Genomic DNA, 23,293 nt, shown 5'->3' with positions numbered 1-23,293 from the left:
ACGCTCGGCTCGTCCGGGCCCGTGACCCGGCGGGAAGGCGGAGCACATGGCGGCGAAAACCGTGCCACGGCTGGTGGCCGGAGCTTGGCGGGCACCCGACGCCGGCCGGGTCCTGGAAGTACGCGATCCGGCCGACCTCCGGCGGGTCGTGGCGCTCGTCCCGGCCATGACGGCGGCCGAGGTGGCGGAACTGTTCGACGCCGCCGAGCGCGGAGCCGTGGCCTGGGCGGCCGAGTCGCCGCTGCGCCGGGCCGAAGTGCTCACCGGTGCCGCCCGGCTGCTGCGGCAGCGGGCGGACGAGATCACCGCCGACCTCGTCGCGGAAATGGGCAAGACGCGCGCGGAAGCTGCCGGCGAAGCGGCCAAGTCCGCCGACTTCCTCGACTACTACGCCTCGTTCGCGCGCCGGCCCTACGGGTCGCTGCTCGCCGACGCGCGGCCGAGCACCTCGATGAGCACGCGGACCGAACCGCTCGGCGTCGTCGTGCTCGTCACCCCCTGGAACGACCCGCTGCTCACGCCGGCGCGCAAGCTCGCCCCGGCCCTGATCGCCGGCAACGCCGTGGTGCTCAAGCCCGCCACCGAAACGCCCCTGTCCGCACTGCACCTCGCTCGCGCGCTGCACGACGCCGGGCTGCCCGCGGGCGTACTCGGCGTCGCGGTGGGCCGGTCCGCCGGAATCGGCGACGCGCTCCTCGACGACCCCCGCGTGGCCGCGGTGTCGTTCACCGGCAGCACCGCCGTCGGCCGCGGCCTGCAGCGCCGGCTGGCCGGGCGCGACGTGCGCGTGCAGACCGAGATGGGCGGCAAGAACGCGACCGCCGTCCTCGCCGACGCCGACCTCGGCCTGGCGGCGTCCACAGTGGCCGCCGCGGCGTTCGGGCAGACCGGGCAGCGCTGCACCGCGACCAGCCGCGTGGTCGTCGACCGGGCCGTCGCCGGGGAACTGACCGAAAGCCTGATCGGCGCGGCGCGGGCCTGCCGGGTCGGCCCGGGCGAAGACGCCGCCACCACGACGGGACCGCTGGTCAGCGCGGCGCACCGGACCGACGTGCTCGAACACCTGACGCTGGCCCGAAAGGAAGGCGCCAAGCTGCTCACCGGCGGCGAAGTGCCGGCCGAGGGACACGGCTGCTTCCTCACGCCCGCCGTGCTCGGCGGCGTGACCCGGACGATGGCGATCTGGCGCGACGAGGTCTTCGGCCCGGTCGTCGCGGTGCACGTGGTCGACGGGTTCGACGAAGCCGTCGAGGCCGTCAACGACTCCGCCTACGGGCTCGCCGCGGCCGTGTTCACCACGAACCTGCGCCACGCCAACGAATTCGCCGCCCGCGCCCGGACCGGCCAGGTGGCGGTGAACCTGCCCACCACCGGCTGGGACGTCCACCTGCCCTTCGGCGGCTTCGGCGACTCCGGCTCGCCGTTCAAGGAGCAGGGCGCCGAGGCGCTGCGCTTCTACACCCGCGTGAAGACGGTCGCGGTCGCGTGGTGAGGGTCGGGGTGGTCGGGGCCGGGCTGATCGGCCTCGCCGTCGCGCGGGAACTCACCAGGACCGCCGAAGTCGTCGTCTTCGAAAAGGAAACCGCCGTCGCGCGGCACCAGTCCGGGCACAACTCCGGGGTCGTGCACGCGGGCGTCTACTACCCGCCGGGTTCGCTGAAGGCGACGCTGTGCCGCCGCGGTGCCGGGCTGCTCAAGGACTTCTGCGCCGAACACGGCCTGGCGTACCGCGAAATCGGGAAGGTGGTCGTCGCCCGGGACGAGCGGGAAGCGGCCCGGCTCGACGAGTTGGAGAGCCGCGCCCGCGCCAACGGCGTCCCCGGCCTCCGGCGGCTTGATGCGGCCGCTTTGAAGGAGCTCGAACCGAACGTCCGCGGCGTCGCCGCGCTGCACTCGCCGACGACCGCGATCGTCGACTACCCCGCCGTCGCGCGAGCGCTGGCCGACGACGTCGGACGCCGAGGGGGCAAGGTGCTCCTCGGTTCCCGCGTCACCGCCATCGAACCCGCCGGCGAACGGGTGACCGTCCATTGTGGAGAAGACCGGCACGGGTTCGACGCGCTCGTCCTCTGCGCCGGGCTGCAGTCCGACACCCTGGCGGCGCTGGCGGGCGCCGGGCCGGAGCCGAGGATCGTCGCGTTCCGCGGCGAGTACCACCGGCTGCGCCGGGACCTCGTCACCGGGCTCGTCTACCCGGTGCCGGACCCGGCGTACCCGTTCCTCGGCGTGCACGTCACGCCGCGGATCGACGGCACGGTCGACGTCGGCCCGAACGCCGTCTTCGCGCTCGCCCGCGAGGGTTACCGGCGCCGTGACGTCGACGTCCGCGACCTGTGGCGGACGCTGACCTGGCCCGGGACCCGGCGGCTCGCCCGGGCCCACTGGCGGACCGGGCTCCGCGAGCTGCACGGCTCACTGTCCAAACGCGCCTTCGCCGCGGCGGTGCGCGAGTACCTGCCGGAGCTGACCGCCGCCGACCTCGTCCCGGCGCCCGCCGGCGTGCGGGCGCAGGCGGTCGACCGCGACGGCGGGCTCGTCGACGACTTCCGGATCCACACCACCGGCCCGGTCACCGCCGTGCGCAACGCCCCCTCCCCCGCCGCCACCTCGTGCCTGGCCATCGCCGAGCACCTCGTCCGAGACCTCTGAAGGAGAACCCATGTTCATCGTCGACACCCAGATCCACGTCTGGCAGGAAGAAACCCCCGACCGCCCGTGGGTGCCCGGCGCCCGCGAGCGGATCCGGCTCAACGGCCACCGCGAAGAGGCGTTCAGCTACCAGGAAGCCTTGCGGCTGATGGACGAAGGCGGCGTCGACCGCGCGCTGATCGTGCCGCCGTCCTGGGAAGGCGACCGCAACGACTACGCGCTGGAAGCCTGCGAGAAGCACCCCGGCCGGTTCGGCGTGATGATCCGCATCCCGCAGAACAAGCCCGAGGAAGGCGCGGCGCTGATGCGGGAGGCCGCGGCGAACCCATTCGTCAAGGGCACGCGGCTGACGTTCCACCGGCCGCAGGACCGCAACTGGATGATCGACGGCACCGCCGACTGGTACTGGCCGCTGGCCGAGGAGCTGGGCCTGGTGACCATGGTGCACGCGCCGATCTGGAAGGCCGAGCTGGGTGCGATCGCCGCGCGGCACCCCGGGCTCAAGCTGGTCATCGACCACATGGGGATCATGGCCCGCTGCGTCGACGACGCCATCGGCTACTGGGTCAAGGAGACCGCCGACCTGCACGTCCACCCGAACATCCACGTCAAGGTCTCGGCGCTGCCCGGGTATTCGACGCAGCCCTTCCCGAACCTCAACCTCGCGAAGTACGTTCGGGAGATGGTCGACGCGATGGGTCCGCAGCGGTGCTTCTGGGGCACGGACCTGACCCGCCTGATGGGTCACGGCCTCACCTACGCCGACACGGTCGCCCAGTTCACCGAGCACTTCGGCTTCACCGAAGAGGAACTGGAGTGGATCATGGGCCGCGGGATCAGCGAATGCCTGGGCTGGCCGGTGCCGGCCGCCGCGGAGCCGGCCCGATGACGCTCGACGGCGGCGAGGCGATCCTCGCGGCGTGCCGCGACCTCGGCGTCGACGTGGTGTTCTCCTCCCCCGGCTCGGAGTGGGCCCCGGTGTGGGAGGCGCTGGCCCGGCAGGCGCGCGATCGCACGCCCGGCCCGCGGTACGTCGACCTGCAGCACGAGACCCTGGCCGTCGCGATGGCCACGGGGTACGCGCTGGTCACCGGGCGGCCGCAGCTGGTGCTGCTGCACGCCGGTCCGGGGTTGCTGCAGGGTGCGTGCGGCATCCACGGCGCGTTGCTCACCGGGGCGCCGATGGTCGTCTGCTCGGCCGAGTCGACGACGTACGGCGAGACCGAGCCCGACCCGGGTTCGCAGTGGTACCGCAACCTGTCGGTGGTCGGCGGGCCGCAGGCGATGGCCGCGCCGTTCGTCAAGTGGTCGTCCCAGGTCGGCGATGTGTCCACTTTGTACGGTTCGGTGGTGCGGGCCGCGGAGCTGGCCCGGCGCGGGCCCGCGGGACCGGTGTACCTCAACGTCCCGGTCGAGGTGCTGCTGGCCGGGTGGACGCGGCCCGCGGCCGCCCGGCCGGTCCCCGAACCCGGCACCCGCGTCAGCCCGCCCGAGGAGCTGCGGCGGGCGGCGGACCGGCTGCTGGCTGCCGAACGGCCGGTGCTCGTCACCGAGTCCGCCGGGCGGCACCCGGACGGGTTCGCCGCGCTGGTCGCGTTCGCCGAGTCGCTGGGCATCCCGGTGGTGGAGCCGCAGTCGGCGGTGTGCGCGAACTTCCCGCGCGACCACCCGCTGCACCGCGGCGGTGACTTGGTCCGGGACGCCGACCTGGTGGTCTTGGTGTGCTGCCGGGCGCCGTGGTACCCGCCGAGCAACCGTCCCGAGGCTGAAGTGCTGGTGATCGACGACGTTCCGCACCGGCCGTACGTCGACTACCAGGTGCTAAGTGCCGACCAGTACCTGGAAGGGGACGTCGGCCCGACGTTGCGGGCGTTGACCTCGGTCGTGCTCGAGTCCCGGGTGGACGTTCCCGTGCTTCCGGCCGCGCTGGAAACGCCGATCGCCGGGGATGGTCTGGAGGCCGCGCACGTCGTCGACTTGCTCCGGGAGCTCCTGGACCCGGACGCGGCGGTCGTCGACGAGACGATCACCCACAGCCGGACCGTGCAGCAGTACCTGCGGGCCGACCGGCCCGGGCGCTACACGTACGTCCAAGGTGGACTGGGCCAGGGCCTCGGCGTCGCGCTCGGGGTGAAGCTGGCCGACCCGGACCGCGAAGTCGCCCTGACCATCGGCGACGGCTCGCTGCTGTACAACCCGATCGTCCAGGCCCTCGGCGCGTCGCGCTCGCTCGGGCTGCCGCTGCTGATCGTGGTGTTCGACAACCGGCAGTACCGGTCGATGAAGCTGAACCACCTGCGCTTCTACCCCGACGGCGCCGCGGTGTCGGAGAACGACTTCCGCGGCGTCGACCTCGCCGACGCCCCCGACCCGGCCGAGCTGCTCACGCCGTTCGGCCTGCTCGGGCTGACCGTGCGGGAGCCGGGCGAGCTGAAGCCCGCGCTGGTGCGTGCGCTGGAGAGCGTCCGCGCCGGGACCACCGCGCTGGTCGACGTCCGCGTCACCCGCTGACCCCTTCTCTCCTCCGGAGGCTCCTGTGCCGAGTACTTCTGTGCCTGCTGTGTCCATTCCTGAGAAGGCGCTTCGCACCTTCGTCGCCGACCTCTTCACCGCCCACGGCACCAGCCGCGAGCACGCCGACACGATCGCCGACGTGCTCGTGTGGGCGAACCTGCGCGGGATCGAGTCCCACGGCGTGTCCCGCATCCCGCGGTACCTGGAGCTGTTCGCGTCGGGGGAAGCCAACCCGCGGCCCGAAATCGGCTTCGACCAACCGCGTTCGGCGGTGGCCACGCTGGACGCGGACGCCGGTCCCGGCCCGGTCGCGCTCACCCGGGCGATGGACGAAGCCGTGAGCATGGCCCGCTCCGCGGGCGCGGCGTGGGTCGCAGTGCGTGGAACTGTCCACACGGGAGCGATCGGCTACTACACCGAACGCGCGGCGCAGTACGGCATGGCCGGGCTGGGCATCGTGGCCGGGGTGCCGAACATGGCATACCCGGGCGCGGCCGGACCGGCGGTGGCGACGAGCCCGCTGTCGATCGCGCTGCCGGCCGGGAAGCATCCGACGGTGCTGCTGGACATGGCGACGGCGGTGGTGGCGCTCGGCCGCATCGCGGTGCTGAAGGCCCGCGGCGGCAGGCTCCCGGAGGGCGCGGCCGTGACGGCCGACGGCCACCCGACGACCGACCCCGCCTCAGCGGCGGTCCCACTGCCGGTGGGCGGCGCGAAGGGCGCGGGCATGTCGTTGCTGTTCGACATGCTGGCGGGAGGGCTGACGCTGAACCCGATCGTTCCGGCGTTTCATTCGGGCGAGCGCCGGCACCGCCAGAACGCGCTGCTGATGGCGATCGACGTGGCTGCGTTCACGCCGGTGGCGGAGTTCCGCCGGACGGTGGACGAGACGGTGGAGGCGATCAAGTCCCTGCCGAGGACGGACCCGGCGGCGGAGATCCTGGTCCCGGGCGAGCGCGGGGCGCGGTGCCTGGACGAGCGGCTCGTGTCGGGGGTGCCGGTGGCGGCCAAGCTGGCGGGAACGCTGCGGACTCTCGCGGTGGAAAGCGGTGTGTCGGTGCCGGAGGGGCTTGGCTGACCACGGAGGCGCCCCGGCCGGCGGAGATCCTGGCCGGGCGCGGCGCCGGGTCTCCGGAGTGCCGGTGCCCGCCAAACGGGCGAGCGCCCTGCGGACACTCGCGCCGAAAGCGGTGTAGCGGTTCCGGAGGAGCTGGCCCGACAACAAAGGTGCCCCGGCCAACGGCGTGGCGGAAATCCTGGCCGAGCCCGGTGCGTGGGCAAGCGGCTCACCTCCGGGTACCGGCGCTGGCGGGCACCCTGCGCACGCTCGCGGCCAAAAACGTGAGCGGTGCCGGAGGACTGGCGGAAACGCTGCGGACACTCGCGACGGAAAGCGGTGTGTCAGCTCCGGAGGAGCTGGCCTGACCACAAGAATTGCCCCCGGCCAAGTCGGCCGGGGGCATTTCGGCTGTCATGAACGACTCTTTCATGTCGTCTGGCGACATGAAAGAGTCGTTCATGACGTTCGGCCCGGCCTCAGAGCTCATTGCCCCAGAAGTACCGGGCCGCCACCTCGACCAGCTCCAGCTTCGCCCGCTGCACCCCCTCGACCGCCGGATCGACGAAGGCGCCGTTCGTAGCGATCGCGATGTCGTCCACCGCCACCACCGCCGCGGCCTCATCGACCCGCCGAAGCAGGTCGTCGACCGACTCCAAAGCGGATGTCGACACATCGACCACCCCCAGCGCGACCACGCACCCCGGCCGCAGCTCTTCCAGCGGGAACGGGTCCTCCACACCCAAACGGCCGAACGGCTGCCGGTCCAGGAACGTCGTCAGCGCCTTCGGGTCGTAACCGCCGCTCACGTCCGCCGAGCCGGACGTCGTCAGGTCGAGGCCGATCCGGAAGTCCGCCGGCACCTCCAGCCCCGCGAGGACCGCCGCGTCCGCGGTCAGCAGCAGGTCCAGCAGCGCGTCAGGATCCAAACCGAGCGCGCGGGCCCGCTCCCGCCCACTCACCGTCAGCACGAACGGCAGCACCGGGTCGTGCAGCTGCACGTAGGCGATCCCTTCGGCGGCCAGCGCGGCGACCTCGTCCCGCACGATCGCCGCCAGCTCCACCGCCGCCGTCTCGCCCGAGCCTGCCGCCACATACCCCGGTGACGGCAACGCGATCACCAGCGGGTGCCGGGTCGCCGAAACCAGGAACTCGGCCTCGTCGCGCGCCAACCGTCCACACGCGACAGGCGACCGCAGCGGCCGGGACGGGCCCGCCAGACGCGGACCCAGCAATTCGTCGAGCGGTCCCGGCGACGGCGAGCCGAAGCCGGAGACGTGGTCGTGCACCACCGAAAAAGCGTCCCGGCGACGGAACTGGCCGTCCCCGACCGCCGTCAACGCCACTCCCCGCTGCATCGACAACGCCGCCGTGATCGCGGCGTCCACGTCGTCGAGCCCCGGCGGGCGGACGAGGCCGACGTGGTGGTCGATGTGGTACTTGAAGTCGTCAGCCACGGACCGCTCCCGCCCACGCCGGGAAGTCCGTCGCGAACCCGGCCGCCGAGACGATCGCCTCCGCCACCTCCTGGTCCTCCTCCGGGCTGCCGCCGGAAATGCCGACGCCTCCCAGGATTTCGCCGTCCCGCTTGAGCGTGTAGCCGCCGAGCGTCGCGACGATCGGGTGGTGCCCCATCCGCGCGACCTGGCCGAAGAACACCGGGTCGCTCGCCGACCAGCCCTTGAGCATCGCCGTCGGCCGCTGCATGACCGCCGCCGAATACGCTTTGGACAACGCGATGCTGGGCGTCATCGGGCGAGCGCCGTCCATCCGCTCGACGGCCACGACGAACCCGCCGTAGTCCACGACCGCCACGGACAGCGCTTTCCCCAAAGCGAGCGCCCGTTCCTGCGCCGCCCGGATCAACGACCGCGCGTCAGCCACCGCGAGGGTCACGCGACCACCGCCCCGGCGTAGACCCGGTCCAGGAACCGCAGCAACGCGGCATTGAACAACTCCGGTGCCTCCCAATACATCGCGTGCGGTGCGCCCGGAACCAGCTCCAGCACCGATCCCGTGACGCGGTCCGCGGCCGCGCGCACGGTGTCCGCCGACAGCACGGCGTCCTCCTCCCCCGCCAGGAAGCAGATCGGGATGCCCGAAGAACAGACGTCGGCGACGGACGGGCCATCGGCGTTCAGGTTCCGCAGATCGGCCATCTTCGCCGTGTTGAACGTGCCCAGCTGCCGGAACAGGAAAGTCCGCGCCGGTTCCCGCTCGCGGAACGCCGGGGTCAGCAGCCGGTCGAGCACCGGCAACTGCTCGGCCCGCGCGCGATCGGCGCGGACTCGAGCGGCCAACTCCTCGTCGGCGATCCCGCCGAGCGAGTGCGCCAGCACGACGCCCGCGGCCAGTTCAGGGCGGCGCAGCGCGGCCTTCAACGCGGCCGCCGCTCCGATCGACTGGCCCGCGAGCACCGCCCGGGACACGCCCGAGTCCTCCAGCACGGCGAGGACGTCGTCGGGGAACACGCGGCTGTCGAACTCGGTGAAACCCGAGTCGGAACGACCGAAACCGCGCAGGTCGAGGGTCAGCACGGTGTGCCGCTCGGCCAGCGCCGGCACCTGCTGCCACCAGGCCGCGTGGTGGCCGCCCGAGCCGTGCACCAGCAGGACGGCCGGGCCGTCGCCGTGGCGCTCGTAGTAGATCCGCGTGCCGTCCGCGGCGGTCGCGTAGGCCATCTCAGTTCTCCGTCCCGGCCAGCGGCGGGCGCCGGCCGTGGTAGACGAGCTCGATCATCGTGTGGTCGGGGTCGTGGATGTAGCAGAACTTCGACTGGTTCTCCGGGCGCTCGATCGGCCGGGTGTGCCGGATGCCGAGGTCCTCCAGGTGGGCCAGGAACCCGTCCCAGTCCTCGACTTCCACCGCGAAGTGGTACGGCGCCATCCGGTCCATCTCCTCGACCGGCGTGAAGTGCAGGTCGAAGTTGCCGCGGGTCATCAGCACGACCCGGGTGTTGCTCTTCGGCGTGATGGCCTTGAGCCCGAACACCTTGGTGTACCAGGCTTTGGTGCGTTCGGGGTCGGTGGTCGGGAAGTTGACGTGGTGGATGTAGGCCGGGCGGTTGCTCATTCGTCCTCCTCCGGAACGATCGGGTTGCTCAGGACGCCGACCCCGCCGATGGCGACGTCGACGGTCGTGCCGGGGCGCATTTCGACGGTCGCGCCGGTCCCCAGCCACAGCACGTCACCGGGGTGCAGCGTGATGTACCGGGAGATCTCGGCGAGGTAGTCGTACGGGTCGAAGACCATCGCGCCGGTCGGGAAGGCCGCGACGCGCACGCCGTCGACGGACACCGTCGTCTCGGCTTCCAGGGGTGCCGCGGCGGTGTCGATCCACGGCCCCATCGGCTTGAACGTGTCGCAGTTCTTGGCGCGCCACAGGGTCCGGTCGGTGCGCTGCCAGCCGCGGACGCTCACGTCGTTGCCGATGGTCCAGCCGAACACGGCGTCGGCGGCTTCGTCGCGCGAGCACCGGCGGACGGTCCGGCCGAGCACCGCCACCAGTTCCGGCTCGGCTTCGAACGCGCCTTCGGCGTCCGCGGGCTTCACGACGGGCTCGCCGTGGCCGATCAGCGCGCTCTGCGCCCGGTACCCCACTTCGGGCCGCTCCGGGGCCGGGCCGTGCGAGCGGTAGTTGAAGCCGACAGCGTAGAACGTCGGCGGCACCACCGGCGGCAGCAGCCGGACGGCGTCCAAGGCCCGTACTTCACCGGTGCGGCGGTGCTCACCGAACGGCGTCCCGTCGACCAGCTCGACCTTGTCCTCGGTGACGATCCCGAACGCTCCGCCGGCCACGCGGCACCAGCGCATCAGACCGCCAGCCGGTGCGAGACGCGCTTGGTCACGAGGTAGCCGTCGAGGCCTTCCGCTCCGCCTTCGCGGCCGTAGCCGCTGTCCTTCCAGCCGCCCGAGGGCGCGTGCGGCACCGAGCCGCCGGTGTGGTTGAGCGACAGGATGCCTGCCTCGAACCCCCGCACCAGGCGGTCGGCGACGTCGGCGCGGTGCGTGAACCCGTAGGCCGCCAAGCCGAACGGCAGGGCGTTGGCCCGCGCGAGCACCTCGTCGAGGTCGTCGAACCGCAGCAGGGGCGCGACCGGTCCGAACGGCTCTTCGCTCAGGATCGCGGCGTCGTCGGGCACGCCGGCCAGCACGGTCGGCGGGTAGAAGTACCCGGGACCGTCCACTGGGGACCCACCGGTGAGCACTTCGGCGCCGCGGTCGCGGGCGTCGGAGACAAGCCGGTGCACCGCGTCCCTCCTTCGCGAACTCGCCAGCGGTCCCATCCCAATCCCGGGCGCCAGACCGTTGCCCACGCGAACCGCTTCGCTGGCTTCCACGAACGCGCCGAGGAAGTCGTCGTAAAGATCGGAGTGGACGTAGAAGCGGCTCGGCGACGTGCACACCTGACCCGCGTTGGCGTACTTGCCGCGCACACACGCCCGGGCGGCGGCGACCGGGTCGACGTCCGGGCAGACGATCACCGGCGCGTGCCCGCCCAGCTCCATCAGCGCCGGTTTCATGACCTCACCGGCCATCGCGGCCAGCTGCTTGCCGACCGGGACCGAGCCGGTGAAGGCGACGAACCGGATCACCGGCGACGGGATCAGGTGCCGCGACACCTCGGCCGGGACGCCGAAGACGACGTTGAGCACGCCGGCGGGCAGCCCGGCCTCGGCGAAGCAGCGCGCGAGCAGGCAGGCGGTGCCCGGCGTCTCCTCCGACGGCTTGATGACGATCGAGCACCCGGCGGCGAGGGCGGCGGCGATCTTGCGCATCGGCCCGCCGGCCGGGAAGTTCCAGGGGATGAACGCGGCGACCGGCCCGATCGGGACGCGGTGGACCGACAGCGTCTCCCCCGGGCCGGACGGGATGAGCCGCCCGTGGGCGCGCCGGGCTTCCTCGGCGTCCCAGTCGAGGAGGGTGGCGGCGCGGTGGGCTTCGCCGGTGGACTCGGTGAGCGGCTTGCCCTCTTCGGCCGTCATCACCCGGCCGATTTCTCCCGCCCGCGCGCGGATCAGGTCGGCGGCGCGGTGCAGGATCGCGGTGCGCTCGGCTACCGGGGTGTCTCGCCAAACGCGGAAGCCGCGGTCGGCCGCTTCCAGGGCGGCGTCAAGGTCGGCTGGTCCGGCGAAGGGGACCTCGCCGAGCGTCTCCCCGGTGGCCGGGTTCAGCACCGGCTGGCCGCTGGTGCCGGACTTCCACTCGCCGTCGATGTACAGGCCGAGGTCGGGGTAGTCGACCTCCGGCGGTGCGGGCAGGGTCGTGGTGCTGGTCATGACTGGTCACCGTCCCGGTTCGTGGTGAGCGTCCAGAGGTGGTGCGGCGGGGTGGTTTCGTGGACGCGGGTTTCGTAGGTGTCGTCGACGCGGTCCATGTCGGCGGCGTACTCGACGCGGCCGCCGCAGGGCGCGTGCAGGAAGCGGAAGACGTTGGAGCCGACGGTGTGCCTGCCGAGCTTGCGGGCTTCGCGCCAGCCGCGGTCGAGCATGTGGTTGGCCCCGGTGATCACCTCGTCGAAGGAGGCGACCTCGTAGGCCGTGTGGTTGGTCCCGGCGCGGTCGGGCCGGTGGCACAGCAGCATGGTGTGCTGGTCGTGGTCGCCTTCGGCACGCAGGAACGTGCCCATCGGGAGGACCTGGTCGGTGATGCGGAAGCCGATGCGGGTGTAGAACGCGACGGCGTCTTCGCGGCCTTCCTTGGGGATGTTCAGGGCGACGTGGCACAGCCGCAGCGGCCGGACGCGGCCCGGCGGTTCCAGGGGCCGGTTCCAGCGGCGGACTTCTCCGAGCCGGTTCGCCGGTGGTACGGCGGGCTCGGCCGGCGTCACCGACGCGACCGCGAAGCCCACGCCGAACCCGGTTTCGTCGGTGGTGTGCAGGACACCGCCGGACTCGGTGACCGAGCCGAGCCGCTCGTGCAGCCGTTCGAGGTCGCGCTGTTCGCGCACGCCCCAGACGATTTCGCGCAGGCCGGGGCCCGGTTCGACCGCGGCGGGCAGGGCCGGGTCGTCGAGCGGGCGCAGCTCGACGACCTGGCCGGTCGCGGTGGTCAGGCCGGGGCCCAGCCCGAAGTCCTCGAAGAAGCGGGTGCAGCGCTCGACGTCGTCGACGCCGTACACGACGCGTTCGATCCGTTGAATCGTCACGAACCCTCCCCGGTCAGTGGGTGCCGGCGGAACCAGGCGGAGACGTAGTCGAGGAACAGCCGGACCTTGCGCATCGTGTGCGAGCCCGGCGAATGCACGGCGTAGAGCGACCGCGCGGGCCCGTCGAAGGCCGGCAGAACCCGGTGCAGTGCCCCGCTTTCCAGGTCGGCCTGCACCGTGCGCTCCGGCATCAGCGCCAGCCCGCGCCCGCGCACCGCGGCCTTGCGCAGCGTCAGGTAGCTGTTCGACGAGTACACAGTGGACAGAACCTTGATGTGCACCTCCTCGCCGTGGTGGCGCAGGTGCCAGACGGGGTCGTTGAGGTGCACCAGGCAGTCGTGCTCGGCGACCGACGCCGGATCGGTCAGCGGCGGCGCGGTCTTCAGGTACGCCGGCGCGGCGCACAGCACGTATTCGATGTCGGCGACGCGGCGGACGAGCAGCGTCGAGTCGCGCAGGTCGCGGGTGTGGAACGCGATGTCGTAGCCCTTGTCGAGGAAGTCGAAGGTGCGCTCGGACATGCCGCCGACCTCGAACCGCACGTGGATCTTCGGGTGGTCGACGGCGAAGTCCGCGATCGCCTCGCCGAGGTCGAGGTGCCCGATCCACTTCGGACAGATGACGGCGAGGGGTCCCTCCGCTTTGTCGTGGATGCCACGCAGGACCTCGTCTTCGGCGTCGACCTCGTCGAGGATCCGGCGCGAGAAGTCGTAGTAGCGCCGCCCGACGGCGGTCAGCGTCACTGCGCGGGCCGTCCGGTTGACCAGCCGCACGCCGAGCTGCTTTTCGAGCTCGGCGATGTGCCGGGAGACCAGCGACCCGGAGATCCCGAGCCGCCGGGCGGCGTGGCTGAAGGCGCCGTGCTCGCCGACGCCGACGAAGCTGCGCATCACGGTCATCCGGTCCACGGTTCAGCCTCCGCTCGAACACGCAACCGACGCCGGCCACCGGCACGCAACGCCGCCACGATGTCCTCCGGACCCGGCCGCCCGGTCAGCTCCGCGTGCACCGCGCCGCCGTCGAACACCAGGACTCGGTCGCACAGCAGCGCCAGCTCGTTCTCGTCCGTGCCGGACACGAGCACCGCGCAGCCACTCGCGGCCGCGTCCCGGATCGCCGCGGCGATCGCGTGGCGCGCGCCTACGTCGACCGCCTGGGTCGGCTCGTGCAGCACCAGCAGCCGCGGGCCCGTCGCGAGCCACTTGGCGAGCAGCACCTTCTGCTGGTTGCCGCCGCTGAGCTTGGCCACCGGCAGGTCCGGGCGCGGCGGCCGGACGTCGAGCGCCTCCAGCCACCGGCGCACCTGCGTCCGCTCGGCGGCCCGGTGGCGGGGCAGCACGTCCCTCGTCCGGCAGCCGCGGTCGGTCAGCAGCAGGTTCTCCGCGACGGTCAGCTCCCCCGCCAGACCGTCGCGGTCCCGGCTTTCCGGCACCAGCGCGACACCCGCGTCGATGGCCGTCGAGCAGTCGAGACCGGCCAAGGACAGCACGCGACCGCCGAGCCGCAGCCGGCCGGCCGAAGCGCGGCGCGCTCCGGCGAGCAGGTACGGAACCTCGTCGTGGCCCGACCCGGGCAGGCCGGTCAGCCCGACCACTTCACCGGGCGCGACGGCCAGCTTGACCTCGTCGGCAACCGCGCCGCACAGGCCGTCCACCTCGGCCACCGGACCCGCCGCCGAAACCGGCGGCCGCCCACCGCCGGGCCCCGTCAGCTCGCGGCCCAGGACGGTCCGCACGAGGTCCGCCTCGGTCAGGTCGCGGGTCCGCAGGCCGGTTTCGACGCTCTCGCCGTCACGCAGCACCGTGACGCGGTCGGTGGCGTCCAGGACCTCCTCCAGCCGGTGGGTGATGAGCAGCACCGACGTCCCGGTGGCGACCACCTCGTCCAGCAGTGCATAAAAGTGCTCCAGGGTCTCGCGCGTCAGCGAGCGGGTGGACTCGTCGAAGACGATCACCCCGCGGCCGTCGCGGGCGTCGTCGAGGGCGCGGGCGATGGCGACGGTGGCCCGGTCCTCCTCGTTCAGCTCGCCCGCCCGGGCCCGCAGGGGCACGTGCCTGCCGAGCCGCGCCAGGGCGGCCGCGGCGGCTTCTTCTTCGGCCCGCCAGGCGATCCGGCGGCTGACGCGGCCGGCGCGGTAGCGCCCGAGCCGCAGGTTCTCCACCACCGTGCGGTCGTCGACCAGGCCGAGGCTCTGGTGGACCACGGTCAGTCCGGCGTCGCGCGCCCGCGCCGGCCGGACCGGCAGCCGCAGGGCCGCGCCGTCGACCGCCACCGTGCCGCCGGGGTCCGGGCGGTGGTAGCCGGTGAGGATCTTCGCCAGCGTCGACTTGCCCGAGCCGTTCTGCCCGACCAGGCCGTGGATCTCGCCGGCGGCGACCTCGAGGCGCACGTCCCGCAGCGCGCGGTGGCGGCCGAACGTCTTCGACACGGCGTCGACGCGCAGCCGGGTCATGCCGCGACGCCCCAGAGGGTCTTGAACCGCTGCGGGTAGTCGGTGGGCCCGAACCAGGCGCCGGATGCCTCCGCCGCGGCGGTCACCTCGACGCTGCCTACGTTGTCGCGGGTGAACAGCCGCAGCGGGATCGTGTAGGTGGGCAGCGGCTCCTTCAGCATCAGCCGCAGCGCCGCGTCGGCGCTCACCCAGCCCTGGTAGGCCGAGCCCTGCCCGGCGTCCACGTGCAGGAAGTTCTTCGCGGCCAGCATCTGCAGCCCGCTCAGCTGCGCGGCGGTGGACACGCCCTTGATCGAGGACATCCGGCCGGACTGCTGGACGCCCTGCAGCGTCGGCTGCAGGTACTGGTCGAACTCCGAGACGACGTAGTTCACGCCGGGGTTGCGCAGCACCGCCGAGCTCGTCGAGGACGCGATGAGCGAGTAGTTCGCCGACGAGATCGGGTTGACCACGACCGTGCAGCCCGGGCACTTGCCGGAGAACTCCTGCTTGGCCTGCTCCACATAGGACACCGTCGACGGCGAGTCGGTGCTCTGGTTGATCAGCACCTTCGCCGTGCCACCGGAGTCGGCGATGATCCAGTCGGCGACGGCGCGCAGCATGTCGCCGCCGGCGCCCTGCACGTAGCCGAGCGTGGCGTCCGCCGGGTGCGCGGGATCGGGGATCTGGTCGGTGACGAGCACCGGGATGCCCTTCGCCCGTGCGGCGTTCAGCGCGTTCGCCGCCAGCGCGTACGGGATCGAGTCGGTGATGACCGCGCCCGCGTTCGCCGCCGTCGCCTGGGAGACGCAGGCGGAGATCTGCGACGGGTTCGAGCCGCCGTTGCAGACCTGCAGGGTCAGCCCGGCGGCGGTCAGCGCGTCCTTCAAGGCGTTGGCGGTGACGGTGAACTGCGGGGCCTGCTGCGTCACCGGCACGTAGTAGACCGTCTTGCCGCGCAGGGAAGCGGTCCGGGTCAGCTCCGCGGTCGGCAGCGGGTAGCCGCTCAGCGGGTTTTCCAGCTTGGTGGCCAGGTCGCGGGCGGCCGTGACGTCGGCGTCCCCGCTCCCGGTGGTGCCGGCCGAGCCGGCCTGGCCGCACGCGGCGGTGAGGACGAGCACGGCCGCGGCGATCACGAGTCTGCTCCGGGATTGATACATCGTCGAACCTTTCACGGAGGGGAGGGAAGTTCAGCCCGCGCGGGCGCGCAGGAGCGTCGAGATCGTCACCGCGACGACCAGGACACCGCCGTAGAAGACGTTGGCCACCCAGCCGGCGACGCCGAGCAGCTGCAGGCCGAGGATGCCGGTGGCGAGGAAGTAGACGGCGATGAGCGTGCCGAGCGGGTTGAACCGCCCCGGCTCGAGAACGGCGGTGCCGAGGAAGGTCGCGGCGAACGTGGGCAGCAGGTAGCTCTGGGACACCGTCGGGTCGAAGCCGCCGGTGGCCGCGGCCGAGAGCACCCCGCCGACGCCGGCGATGAGCCCGGCGGAGGTGAAGGCACCGAAGCGGATCCGGGCCACGCGCACGCCGGCAAGCCGGCTGACCTCGCGGTTGGCGCCGACGAACCGCATGTTGCGGCCCAGCGGCGTGCAGCCGAGGACGTACGCGAAGGCCAGCATCAGGACCAGGCCTTCGAAGAAGCTCACCGGCAGGCCGGCGACCGGGGCGAGCGCGATCTGCGCGAAGTCCGCGTCGAGGCCGCTGACCGGGGTGAGGTTGCTGATCCACAGCGCCAGCCCCAGCAGCAGCGTGCCCATGCCGAGCGTCACGACGATCGTGTTGACGCCGAGGAAGACCGTCAGCGCACCGTTGAGCGCGCCGGCGGCAGCGCCGATCACCACCGCGGCGAGCGACGCGAGCCAGACGTTCCAGCCGTGCTGCACGGTCAGCACCGGCACGACGATCGCGCAGAGCCCGAGGATCGAGGCGACGGAGAGGTCGACGAACTCGCCGACGCAGATCGTGCACAGCAGTGCGGCGGTGAGGAACACCAGTGCCTGCTGGCTGCCGAAGATCGTCTGGACGGTCCCCGCGGTGAGGAACGTGGCCGGCGCCGCGAGCGCGTAGACCACGGCGAGCAGCAACCACACGCCCAGCACGGAGAAGCGCGCGCCGAGTCCTTTGTGGCCGGACACCGTCGCGGTGGTCACGACGCCGCCCCGGTGACGCGGCCGTACCCGCGGACGTCGGGGAACGGCGGCTCGCGGTCGGGTTGCAGGTCGACTTCGAAGGTGTTGAGCAGCATGGCGAGCATCGAAAAGTTGCCGAGGGCGCCGATCAGGTCGACCAGGCCGCGCTCGCCGAACGCTTCGAGGCCGGCGGCGAACGTCTCGTCGGTGACGAAATGGTTTTCGAGGACTTCGGCCGCGAACCGGTGCAGCAGCGCGTCTTCCGGGTCCGGGAAGTCGGGATCTTCGCGGCGGGCCAGCCTTTCCAGCGCCGCGCGGTCCACGCCCACGTCGACGGCCTTGTCGATGTGGGCGTTCCACGAGTACTGCGCGTCGAAGTGCCGGGCGGCGACCAGCAGGCTGAGTTCGCGCAGCCGCAAGGGCAACGCGGATTCGAAGCGGCAGTACGCACCGAGCGCCTCGACGCGGTCGCAGAGCCCGGGGCTGCGCAGCCAGACGAGGAACGGCCCGCGCGTGCCGCCGCGCCGGTTCGTGATGCGGGCGCTCAGCTCGGCCTGTTCGGGGCTGAGCTCGGAAAGCGGTCCGAGACGCATGTACACCTCCTGATCACGGCCGCCGCGCAGGGTCCGCGGGCCGGTGGTGCCACGATGGTGAACGGCGGGTGATTTTGTCCATGGCGCAAGGGAAATCGGAGGCCGCCGTGGTGCAACATTAGAGTTCGCGCCGGAGCGCGGTGCCGGGGTTAGGCTCCCGGCATGACCGTCATCAAAGCCGCCGCCGTGGCCCGGCTCGACCGGGGCGGGAGTGTCCGCACGATCCCGTTGGTCACGCGGGCGAGCGCGACCGAAGCCACCACGTTGACGTCGGGGATCAGCACCTACCCGGCGGGCACGGGCGCGCCGATGCACACGCACAACTGCGTGGAGCACGTGACCCTGCTCGAAGGGACCGGGGAGGTGGAGATCGACGGCGTCGTCACGCCGCTGGAGAAGTTCGACACGACCTACGTCGAAGCCGGAATACCGCATTGTTTCCGCAACACGGGGACGGCGCCGATGACGATCCTGTGGGTGTACGACTCGGCCCACGTGACGCGGACGTTCACGGCGACGGGCGTGACCGTCGAGCACCTGTCCGAGGCAGACCGCATGGCCTGACCGGCGGGGCGCGCGTCACGGGGACACCTCGTCGTCCGTCGTCATGGCCTGCAGCCGTTCCATCAGGTGCCGCATCGCGGGCAGGGCGGCGACGAGGCTGGCCCGGTCCTTTTGCGACACTTCGCTCAAGGCCCGGCTCAGCACTTCGTCGCGGCCGGCGGCGAAGGTCGTCAAGACGGACTTGGCTCGTTCGGTGGGCACGAGCAGCACCGAGCGCCGGTCGTCCGGCGCGGGGTGTCGCTCGAGCAGCTCCGCCGCGACGAGGTCCTTGACGAGGTTGCTGACGGTGGGCCGGGCGAGGTGCAGCTCCGCGGCCAGCCGCGCGGGGGTCAGCGGACCGAGCGTCACGAGGGTGCGCAGGACGAAGACCTGCGCTTCGGGTAAGGAAGGCAGCCGTTCGGCGGCCCGGACGGCGACGACGATCGCCCGCCGCAACCGCGGCATCAGGTGCCACAGCTGCTCACCGGCATCCCGCTCGACGGCGGTCGGTTCACCCACGATCGGCCTCCTCGCCTCACCCGGCGCGGCCGACCATATCATTTTGTGGCAAAACTACCTAGCGGCTCACAGCGGAACGAGATCGAACCGTTCCCGCCCGGCCAGCTTCGGCAGCACGCCGGCGCGCAGGTACTGTCCGAAGTGGACCGAGTCGAGGTGGGCCTGGAAAGCCGTTTCGTCGCGGTACTCCTCGACGAGCACGAAGAGAGCAGGATCGCCGGGCGCGCGGTAGACGTCGTACCGGAGGTTCCCCGCTTCGGCCCGGGTGGGCTCGACCATCCGGCCGAGAAGAGCGGCGACTTCGGCTTCGGCACCGGTTTCGACCCGGTACTTCACCACGACGACGAACGACATGGAACCTCCTGGCTCGGGAGGTCCCACCCTAGGGCGGTGGACGCGGGTGGACAGGGGGTCGTCGTGCAACCTCAGCGTGCACGGCGGGTTGACAGCTTCGTGACAACGTCGGGCAGGCGGTTCCGCCCTCCCCGGCGGGCTGGTGAGCTTGACGGGTGAAGCGCGGGAAGCTCGACGAGATCGTGAACGCGACCGTCCCTGCGCCCGGCTGGTGGCTGGTCGCCGTGACCGGGCTGGCCGCCGCGGTCGTGGCGCTGGCTTCGGTTTCCGCGTTGCTGACCGGACAGGGGCGCCTGCTGACCCGCTTCAACGTGCTGGGGACGTTCGTGCACGAGGGCGGCCACGCGCTGATGAGCGTGCTGACCGGCGGCGGGGTGTACCGGGTCGGGATCGACAGCCCGGAATCCGGGGTGACGTTTTCCTGGGTCCCCTCGCGGTTCTCCTCGATCCTCACCAGCGCGGCCGGCTACGCGATGCCTTCGCTCGCCGGGCTCGGGGCGGCCGTGCAGCTGCAGCGCGGACACGTCGCCGCCGTGCTTACCCTCACCGTGGTCGCCGCCGGCCTGCTGCTGTTCCTGTCCGCCGACCTGCTCACCTTCGCCATCGTCGCCGGCATCGGGCTGGTCGCCTTCGCCGCGCTGGCCTGGGCGCCGCCGTGGGCGCAGACGACAGTCGCCTACCTCGAGGCGTGGCTGCTGCTCACCAGCGAGCTGTCCGGCGTCGCCCACCTCGTCGCGGCCCGCTGGCACGGCGGTGGTTCCGAGATCGACGACGCCGCCGACCTGGCGGCGGAGACCCACATCCCCGGCGTCGTGTGGATCGCCGGCTGGCTCACGCTGAACGGCTGGGCGCTGGTCAAGGCGTTTCCGTTGCTGTGGCCGTGACCTCCGGCCACGGCCGGGCCTCCCCCAGCAAACCGATCATGCCCGCCACCAGCCGCATCTGCTCCACCGTGCGGATGTCCGCCTCCACCAGCTTCGCCGAACACACCAGCACCGCCAGTACCTGCGCCCGGGACAGCGCCACGTTCAACCGGTTGCGGGACAACAAGAAGTCCAGCCCGCGAGGCAAATCGACCGCCGACGACGACGTCATCGTCGTGATCACCACCGGGGCCTCCTGGCCCTGGAAGCGGTCGACCGTGCCCACGCGCACGCCCGGGAACCCGGCGTCCGCCAGCGCCCGCGTCACCGTGCGCGCCTGCAAGTTGTACGGGGCCACCACCACGATGTCCGTGTCGGCCAGCGGGCGGGCCGGGCCGTGGTCCGTCCACAGGCGACCGATCAGCGACGTCACGATGTCGACCACCGCCGCCGCTTCCTCCACTGAACGCGTCGTGTTGCCGTGGTGGTCGACCTCGGCCAGGTACAGGCCGGCGGGGACGTCCGAAAGGCTCCGCGAGGCGGCCGACTCGTGGGCGTGCAGGCGGCCGGCGTAGGACAGCTTCGACACCGGCTCGCACACCGCCGGGTGCATGCGCCGCGTCTCGTCGAGGAAGTAGCCCAGCTCCGGCGGCATGATGTCGGCCTCGCCGATCAGGTGGCCCAGCGCCGACGCCTCCGCGCCCGCCGGGTGGGTCCCCTGCACCACCTGCGGCAGCTGCTGCGGGTCGCCCAGCAGCAGCAGGTTCTTCGCGCACGTCGACACCGCCAGCGCGTCGGCCAGGGCGAACTGGCCGGCTTCGTCGATGATCAGCAGGTCGAACGGCTCCTCGCGGACCGCCGCGTTGGCGAACGTCCACGCCGTGCCGCCGACCAGGTGCCCGGTGCCGTGCTCCTCGCGCCACTTCACCAGCGCAGGGTTGCTCTTCGGCTGCTCCCACGGCGCGGCCGGGTCCGGGGTCCGCTTCGCGCGCTTGGCGCACGGCAGCCCCGGCGCGGTCTTCAGCGCCGCGCTCAGCACGTTCTCCACGGCCTTGTGGCTGGTGGACGTGACCGCGACCGTGCGCCCGGCCCGCACCAGCCGGGCGATCAGCTTCCCGGCCAGGAACGTCTTGCCGGCTCCCGGCGGGCCCTGGACCGCGAGCGTCGAGCCGTCGAGGGCTTCGACCGCCTCGATCACGGTGGCGATCAGATCCGCGCCCGGCTCCGGCAAGGCTCCTTCACGCAGTCGCGGCGGGGTCCGCCGGAGCAGGTCGACGCCGGGGTGGCGCGGCAGCACCGGGAGGGCGTCGACGACGAGCTGCGCGAGGTCGGCGACCGCCTCGTCCTTGGGCGAGGGCCGCACCGGGCTGCCGGGCAGCACCGCGGTCGGCCGGTCGGCGGTGGTCGCGTCGGGCGGGCAGCTCTCCTCCAGCGTCAGCTCCACCGCCGACGCGGCCGCGACCTTGGCGTCGCGGGTGACGCCGTCGTAGCGCAGCCGGACCTCGTCGCCCGGCGCGAACGGGTGCGGCCGGTCCGGGTCGCACGCCACGACCAGCGTCCGCTTCGCGAGCCGCACACGCCCGGCAGGCGGGACCCACTCCCCCGCCTCCAGGGACACCGGCACGGTGCACGAGGTGTCGACCTCGAGGTCGCCGAGCGGGGCGGCCAGCTGGCGGAAGTACTCCCACCACGCGGGGTTCGTCTCCCGGCGGTGGTAGCCGACGGCGGCGGCCAGCAGCGCGCGGGCCCGCTCGTCGGCGGTGAACTCGCCCGGGTCGTCCGGCAGGCCGTCGAGCAGCGGGTCGACCAGCGCGGCCAGCCGCGCGGCGCGTTCGGCCCGGCGCTCGGCGGCGACGTCCTCTTCGGCCTGACGCAGCAACGCGTCCTCCGGCGACTCCTCCGCCGGAGCGACGAGCTCGATGCCGGCGTCGGTCCGGACCTGGTGCAGGAACTCGAACAACCGCAGCGCCGAGACGCAGTCCTCCTCGCTGTCGCCGGCGATGCCGCGCAGGACCTCGTCCGCGCGGCCCGGCTCGGCGGACCGGGCGAGCAGCAGGTACTCCTCGTACGCCTCGACGTCCGACAGCGCGGTCTTCACGTCGCCCTCGCGGGTGCCGGGCCGGTAGAGCGGCTCGAGGTGCCGGATCGAATAGGACCGCTGCGAGACCCGCAACGCCTTGCGCACCACGGTGTGCAGGTCCACCAGCGCGCCGCCGCGCAGCAGCTGGTCGACGGTCTCCTCGCGCGTCCCGTGCACGGCGGCGAGGCGCTTGACCGCGGTCACCTCGTACGGCCCGTAGTGGTAGACGTGCGAGCCGGGGTGCTCGGCGACCCGCGCGGCGGCGAAGTCCACGAACTCCTCGAAGGCGCGCTTCTCCTGCGCGCGGCTGTGCGCCCAGAACGGCGTGAACCGCTGCTCGCCGCCCGGGGTGAGGGCGCCGAAGAGGAACTCCAGCCCTTCGCCGGCCAGCGCGTGCGGATCGCCCGCCAGATCGGCGAAGACGTCACCAGGCGCGGGCGTCGGCAGGGCGGCCAGGACGTCCGGGTCGACGACCTCGTAGCTGACCTCGCCGGTGGCGTCCTGCCGCACCTGGAGGGCGGCTTGCGCGCGCAGGGTGGTGAAGGCGGTGGCGGACAGGTCCCGCGGCCGGTCACCCGGCGTCGCCGCCGCGAGCGCGTCGATGGACCCCAGTCCGGCGGCGGCCAGCTTGCGGCGCTGGTCGCCGCGCATCCCGGCCACGAGCAGCAGGTCGCGGTCGGCTTCGCGGGCCGACGCGCAGTGGCGGGCGTACCCGCAGCCGGCGCAGGCGGGGCGTTCGTCGGCCCACAACGGCGTCGGCAGCATCGGCGCGCGGCCGCGCAGCCGCGTTCGCAGCCGGTCCACCAGGGGCCGGAAGTCTTCGACGCGCAGGCTGCGGGTGCCGCCGTCGCCCAGGCGCAGGTGCACGTGCGGACCGGTCGGCCACCCGGCCCGGCGCAGCGCGTCCGCGAAGGCGACCAGCCGGACGACGGCGGCCGGCTTGGCCTGCCGGGCCGGCTCGGCGTCGTAGACCTCGTAGCGGCCTTCGCCGTCTTGGATCAGGAAGTCGGCGACGCCGGAGAAGTCGTCGCCGTGCAGGACGGCCCGGTGGATCACACCGGCGCCCGACCACAGCGCCGCCGCGGTGGTTTCGGCGGCCGCGACGAGGTCCGCGGTGTCGATCTCGAAGACGTCGTGGCCTTCACCGCGCAGCCGGGCGAGCATCGCCTGGGCGGCGGCTCGCCCCCGCCGGCCGGCGGCCGGGTCGGGCACGGGCCGCGGCGCACCCGGCAGGCCCGCGGCCGACGCCTGGTTCAGGACGCTGCGGTGTTCGCAGTCGAGCAGGTCGGCGAGATCGGCTGGGGTGAGCATCGCCAGGCAGTCTGACACGGCCGTACACCCGGTCGGAGCAGCCCGGGCCGGACACGCCCGAACGAGGATGACGTGGCGGGCTCGTCGGTGCGCCGGCCCG

Annotated in this window: 22 protein-coding genes; 7 read left to right on the top strand and 15 right to left on the bottom strand. The window is 72.7% G+C overall.

The features are described from left to right. The first annotated feature begins 46 nt into the window (after nucleotides 1-46). From ACIQWX_RS15610 to ACIQWX_RS15590, 5 genes are read left to right on the top strand one after another with little or no spacing between them, the layout of a single operon-like run. Complete coding sequence (locus ACIQWX_RS15610) at nucleotides 47-1,492, top strand: aldehyde dehydrogenase family protein (protein ID WP_400870430.1); 1,446 nt, start codon at nucleotides 47-49, stop codon at nucleotides 1,490-1,492. Beyond that, entirely contained in the window at nucleotides 1,489-2,649 is a 1,161-nt protein-coding gene (gene lhgO / locus ACIQWX_RS15605; protein WP_400870427.1) for an L-2-hydroxyglutarate oxidase, read from the top strand. Before ACIQWX_RS15610 ends, lhgO begins: the two co-directional genes overlap by 4 nt. Nucleotides 2,650-2,659: 10 nt before the next feature. Next, nucleotides 2,660-3,538, top strand: coding sequence for an amidohydrolase family protein (locus ACIQWX_RS15600; RefSeq protein ID WP_400870425.1), 879 nt, complete (start codon nucleotides 2,660-2,662; stop codon nucleotides 3,536-3,538). Next, entirely contained in the window at nucleotides 3,535-5,160 is a 1,626-nt protein-coding gene (locus tag ACIQWX_RS15595) for a thiamine pyrophosphate-binding protein (RefSeq protein ID WP_400870422.1), read from the top strand. Before ACIQWX_RS15600 ends, ACIQWX_RS15595 begins: the two co-directional genes overlap by 4 nt. Before the next feature lie 49 nt (nucleotides 5,161-5,209). Next, complete coding sequence (locus ACIQWX_RS15590; protein WP_400870419.1) at nucleotides 5,210-6,241, top strand: Ldh family oxidoreductase; 1,032 nt, start codon at nucleotides 5,210-5,212, stop codon at nucleotides 6,239-6,241. Between the two features lie 458 nt (nucleotides 6,242-6,699). Here ACIQWX_RS15590 and ACIQWX_RS15585 read toward each other — a convergent pair whose 3' ends face one another. Genes ACIQWX_RS15585 through ACIQWX_RS15530 form a run of 12 tightly spaced genes read right to left on the bottom strand, consistent with a single transcriptional unit; the run spans nucleotide 6,700 to nucleotide 17,523 of the window. After that, nucleotides 6,700-7,677: a hypothetical protein gene (locus tag ACIQWX_RS15585; RefSeq protein WP_400870416.1), complete on the bottom strand. Its 978-nt coding sequence runs from the start codon at nucleotides 7,675-7,677 to the stop codon at nucleotides 6,700-6,702. After that, nucleotides 7,670-8,116 carry a heme-binding protein gene (locus tag ACIQWX_RS15580; protein WP_400870414.1) on the bottom strand — a complete coding sequence of 149 codons (447 nt, stop codon included), beginning with the start codon at nucleotides 8,114-8,116 and terminating at the stop codon, nucleotides 7,670-7,672. Before ACIQWX_RS15580 ends, ACIQWX_RS15585 begins: the two co-directional genes overlap by 8 nt. After that, nucleotides 8,113-8,901 (bottom strand): alpha/beta fold hydrolase, encoded by a 789-nt coding sequence (locus ACIQWX_RS15575; RefSeq protein WP_400870411.1) that lies wholly within the window; start codon nucleotides 8,899-8,901, stop codon nucleotides 8,113-8,115. Before ACIQWX_RS15575 ends, ACIQWX_RS15580 begins: the two co-directional genes overlap by 4 nt. A gap of 1 nt (nucleotide 8,902) precedes the next feature. Further along, nucleotides 8,903-9,292, bottom strand: a complete 390-nt coding sequence (locus tag ACIQWX_RS15570; protein WP_400870408.1) for a VOC family protein — start codon at nucleotides 9,290-9,292, stop codon at nucleotides 8,903-8,905. Continuing rightward, nucleotides 9,289-10,032 carry a fumarylacetoacetate hydrolase family protein gene (locus ACIQWX_RS15565; protein ID WP_400870406.1) on the bottom strand — a complete coding sequence of 248 codons (744 nt, stop codon included), beginning with the start codon at nucleotides 10,030-10,032 and terminating at the stop codon, nucleotides 9,289-9,291. The genes ACIQWX_RS15570 and ACIQWX_RS15565 overlap by 4 nt, the downstream gene beginning before the upstream one ends. After that, nucleotides 10,032-11,498: an NAD-dependent succinate-semialdehyde dehydrogenase gene (locus ACIQWX_RS15560; RefSeq protein WP_400870403.1), complete on the bottom strand. Its 1,467-nt coding sequence runs from the start codon at nucleotides 11,496-11,498 to the stop codon at nucleotides 10,032-10,034. The genes ACIQWX_RS15565 and ACIQWX_RS15560 overlap by 1 nt, the downstream gene beginning before the upstream one ends. Further along, entirely contained in the window at nucleotides 11,495-12,367 is an 873-nt protein-coding gene (locus tag ACIQWX_RS15555; protein WP_400870400.1) for a VOC family protein, read from the bottom strand. The genes ACIQWX_RS15560 and ACIQWX_RS15555 overlap by 4 nt, the downstream gene beginning before the upstream one ends. Continuing rightward, nucleotides 12,364-13,266, bottom strand: coding sequence for a LysR family transcriptional regulator (locus ACIQWX_RS15550; protein ID WP_400870397.1), 903 nt, complete (start codon nucleotides 13,264-13,266; stop codon nucleotides 12,364-12,366). Before ACIQWX_RS15550 ends, ACIQWX_RS15555 begins: the two co-directional genes overlap by 4 nt. Continuing rightward, the gene (locus tag ACIQWX_RS15545; protein ID WP_400870394.1) at nucleotides 13,263-14,819 is read right to left on the bottom strand and encodes an ATP-binding cassette domain-containing protein; all 1,557 of its coding nucleotides are present in this window, start codon (nucleotides 14,817-14,819) and stop codon (nucleotides 13,263-13,265) included. Before ACIQWX_RS15545 ends, ACIQWX_RS15550 begins: the two co-directional genes overlap by 4 nt. Next, the gene (locus ACIQWX_RS15540) at nucleotides 14,816-15,958 is read right to left on the bottom strand and encodes a sugar ABC transporter substrate-binding protein (RefSeq protein ID WP_400870391.1); all 1,143 of its coding nucleotides are present in this window, start codon (nucleotides 15,956-15,958) and stop codon (nucleotides 14,816-14,818) included. Before ACIQWX_RS15540 ends, ACIQWX_RS15545 begins: the two co-directional genes overlap by 4 nt. A gap of 30 nt (nucleotides 15,959-15,988) precedes the next feature. Continuing rightward, the gene (locus tag ACIQWX_RS15535) at nucleotides 15,989-16,951 is read right to left on the bottom strand and encodes an ABC transporter permease (protein WP_400870389.1); all 963 of its coding nucleotides are present in this window, start codon (nucleotides 16,949-16,951) and stop codon (nucleotides 15,989-15,991) included. Then, entirely contained in the window at nucleotides 16,948-17,523 is a 576-nt protein-coding gene (locus ACIQWX_RS15530) for a carboxymuconolactone decarboxylase family protein (protein WP_400870386.1), read from the bottom strand. The genes ACIQWX_RS15535 and ACIQWX_RS15530 overlap by 4 nt, the downstream gene beginning before the upstream one ends. A 162-nt stretch (nucleotides 17,524-17,685) precedes the next feature. On the opposite strand from ACIQWX_RS15530, the gene ACIQWX_RS15525 reads away from it, so the two are divergent. Beyond that, nucleotides 17,686-18,087, top strand: coding sequence for a cupin domain-containing protein (locus ACIQWX_RS15525; protein ID WP_400870383.1), 402 nt, complete (start codon nucleotides 17,686-17,688; stop codon nucleotides 18,085-18,087). Nucleotides 18,088-18,102: 15 nt separating this feature from the next. Here the strand turns inward: ACIQWX_RS15525 and ACIQWX_RS15520 are convergent, their stop codons facing one another. Both ACIQWX_RS15520 and ACIQWX_RS15515 read right to left on the bottom strand, forming a co-directional pair. Beyond that, the gene (locus ACIQWX_RS15520) at nucleotides 18,103-18,585 is read right to left on the bottom strand and encodes a MarR family winged helix-turn-helix transcriptional regulator (protein WP_400870380.1); all 483 of its coding nucleotides are present in this window, start codon (nucleotides 18,583-18,585) and stop codon (nucleotides 18,103-18,105) included. 66 nt (nucleotides 18,586-18,651) lie between these two features. Then, the gene (locus ACIQWX_RS15515; protein ID WP_400870377.1) at nucleotides 18,652-18,939 is read right to left on the bottom strand and encodes a putative quinol monooxygenase; all 288 of its coding nucleotides are present in this window, start codon (nucleotides 18,937-18,939) and stop codon (nucleotides 18,652-18,654) included. Between the two features lie 155 nt (nucleotides 18,940-19,094). Between ACIQWX_RS15515 and ACIQWX_RS15510 the strand changes: the two genes are divergently transcribed. Continuing rightward, complete coding sequence (locus ACIQWX_RS15510) at nucleotides 19,095-19,823, top strand: M50 family metallopeptidase (RefSeq protein WP_400870374.1); 729 nt, start codon at nucleotides 19,095-19,097, stop codon at nucleotides 19,821-19,823. Here the strand turns inward: ACIQWX_RS15510 and ACIQWX_RS15505 are convergent. Further along, the gene (locus tag ACIQWX_RS15505; protein ID WP_400870371.1) at nucleotides 19,795-23,193 is read right to left on the bottom strand and encodes a TM0106 family RecB-like putative nuclease; all 3,399 of its coding nucleotides are present in this window, start codon (nucleotides 23,191-23,193) and stop codon (nucleotides 19,795-19,797) included. The two genes, ACIQWX_RS15510 and ACIQWX_RS15505, sit on opposite strands and share 29 nt — an antisense overlap. Between the last annotated feature and the right edge of the window lie 100 nt (nucleotides 23,194-23,293).

The organism is Amycolatopsis sp. NPDC098790, assembly GCF_044759945.1.
In the GTDB taxonomy this organism is placed as follows: Bacteria; Actinomycetota; Actinomycetes; order Mycobacteriales; family Pseudonocardiaceae; genus Amycolatopsis.
Note: the sequence above shows the minus strand (reverse complement) of the source record. Positions and strands in the feature narration are given on the sequence as shown.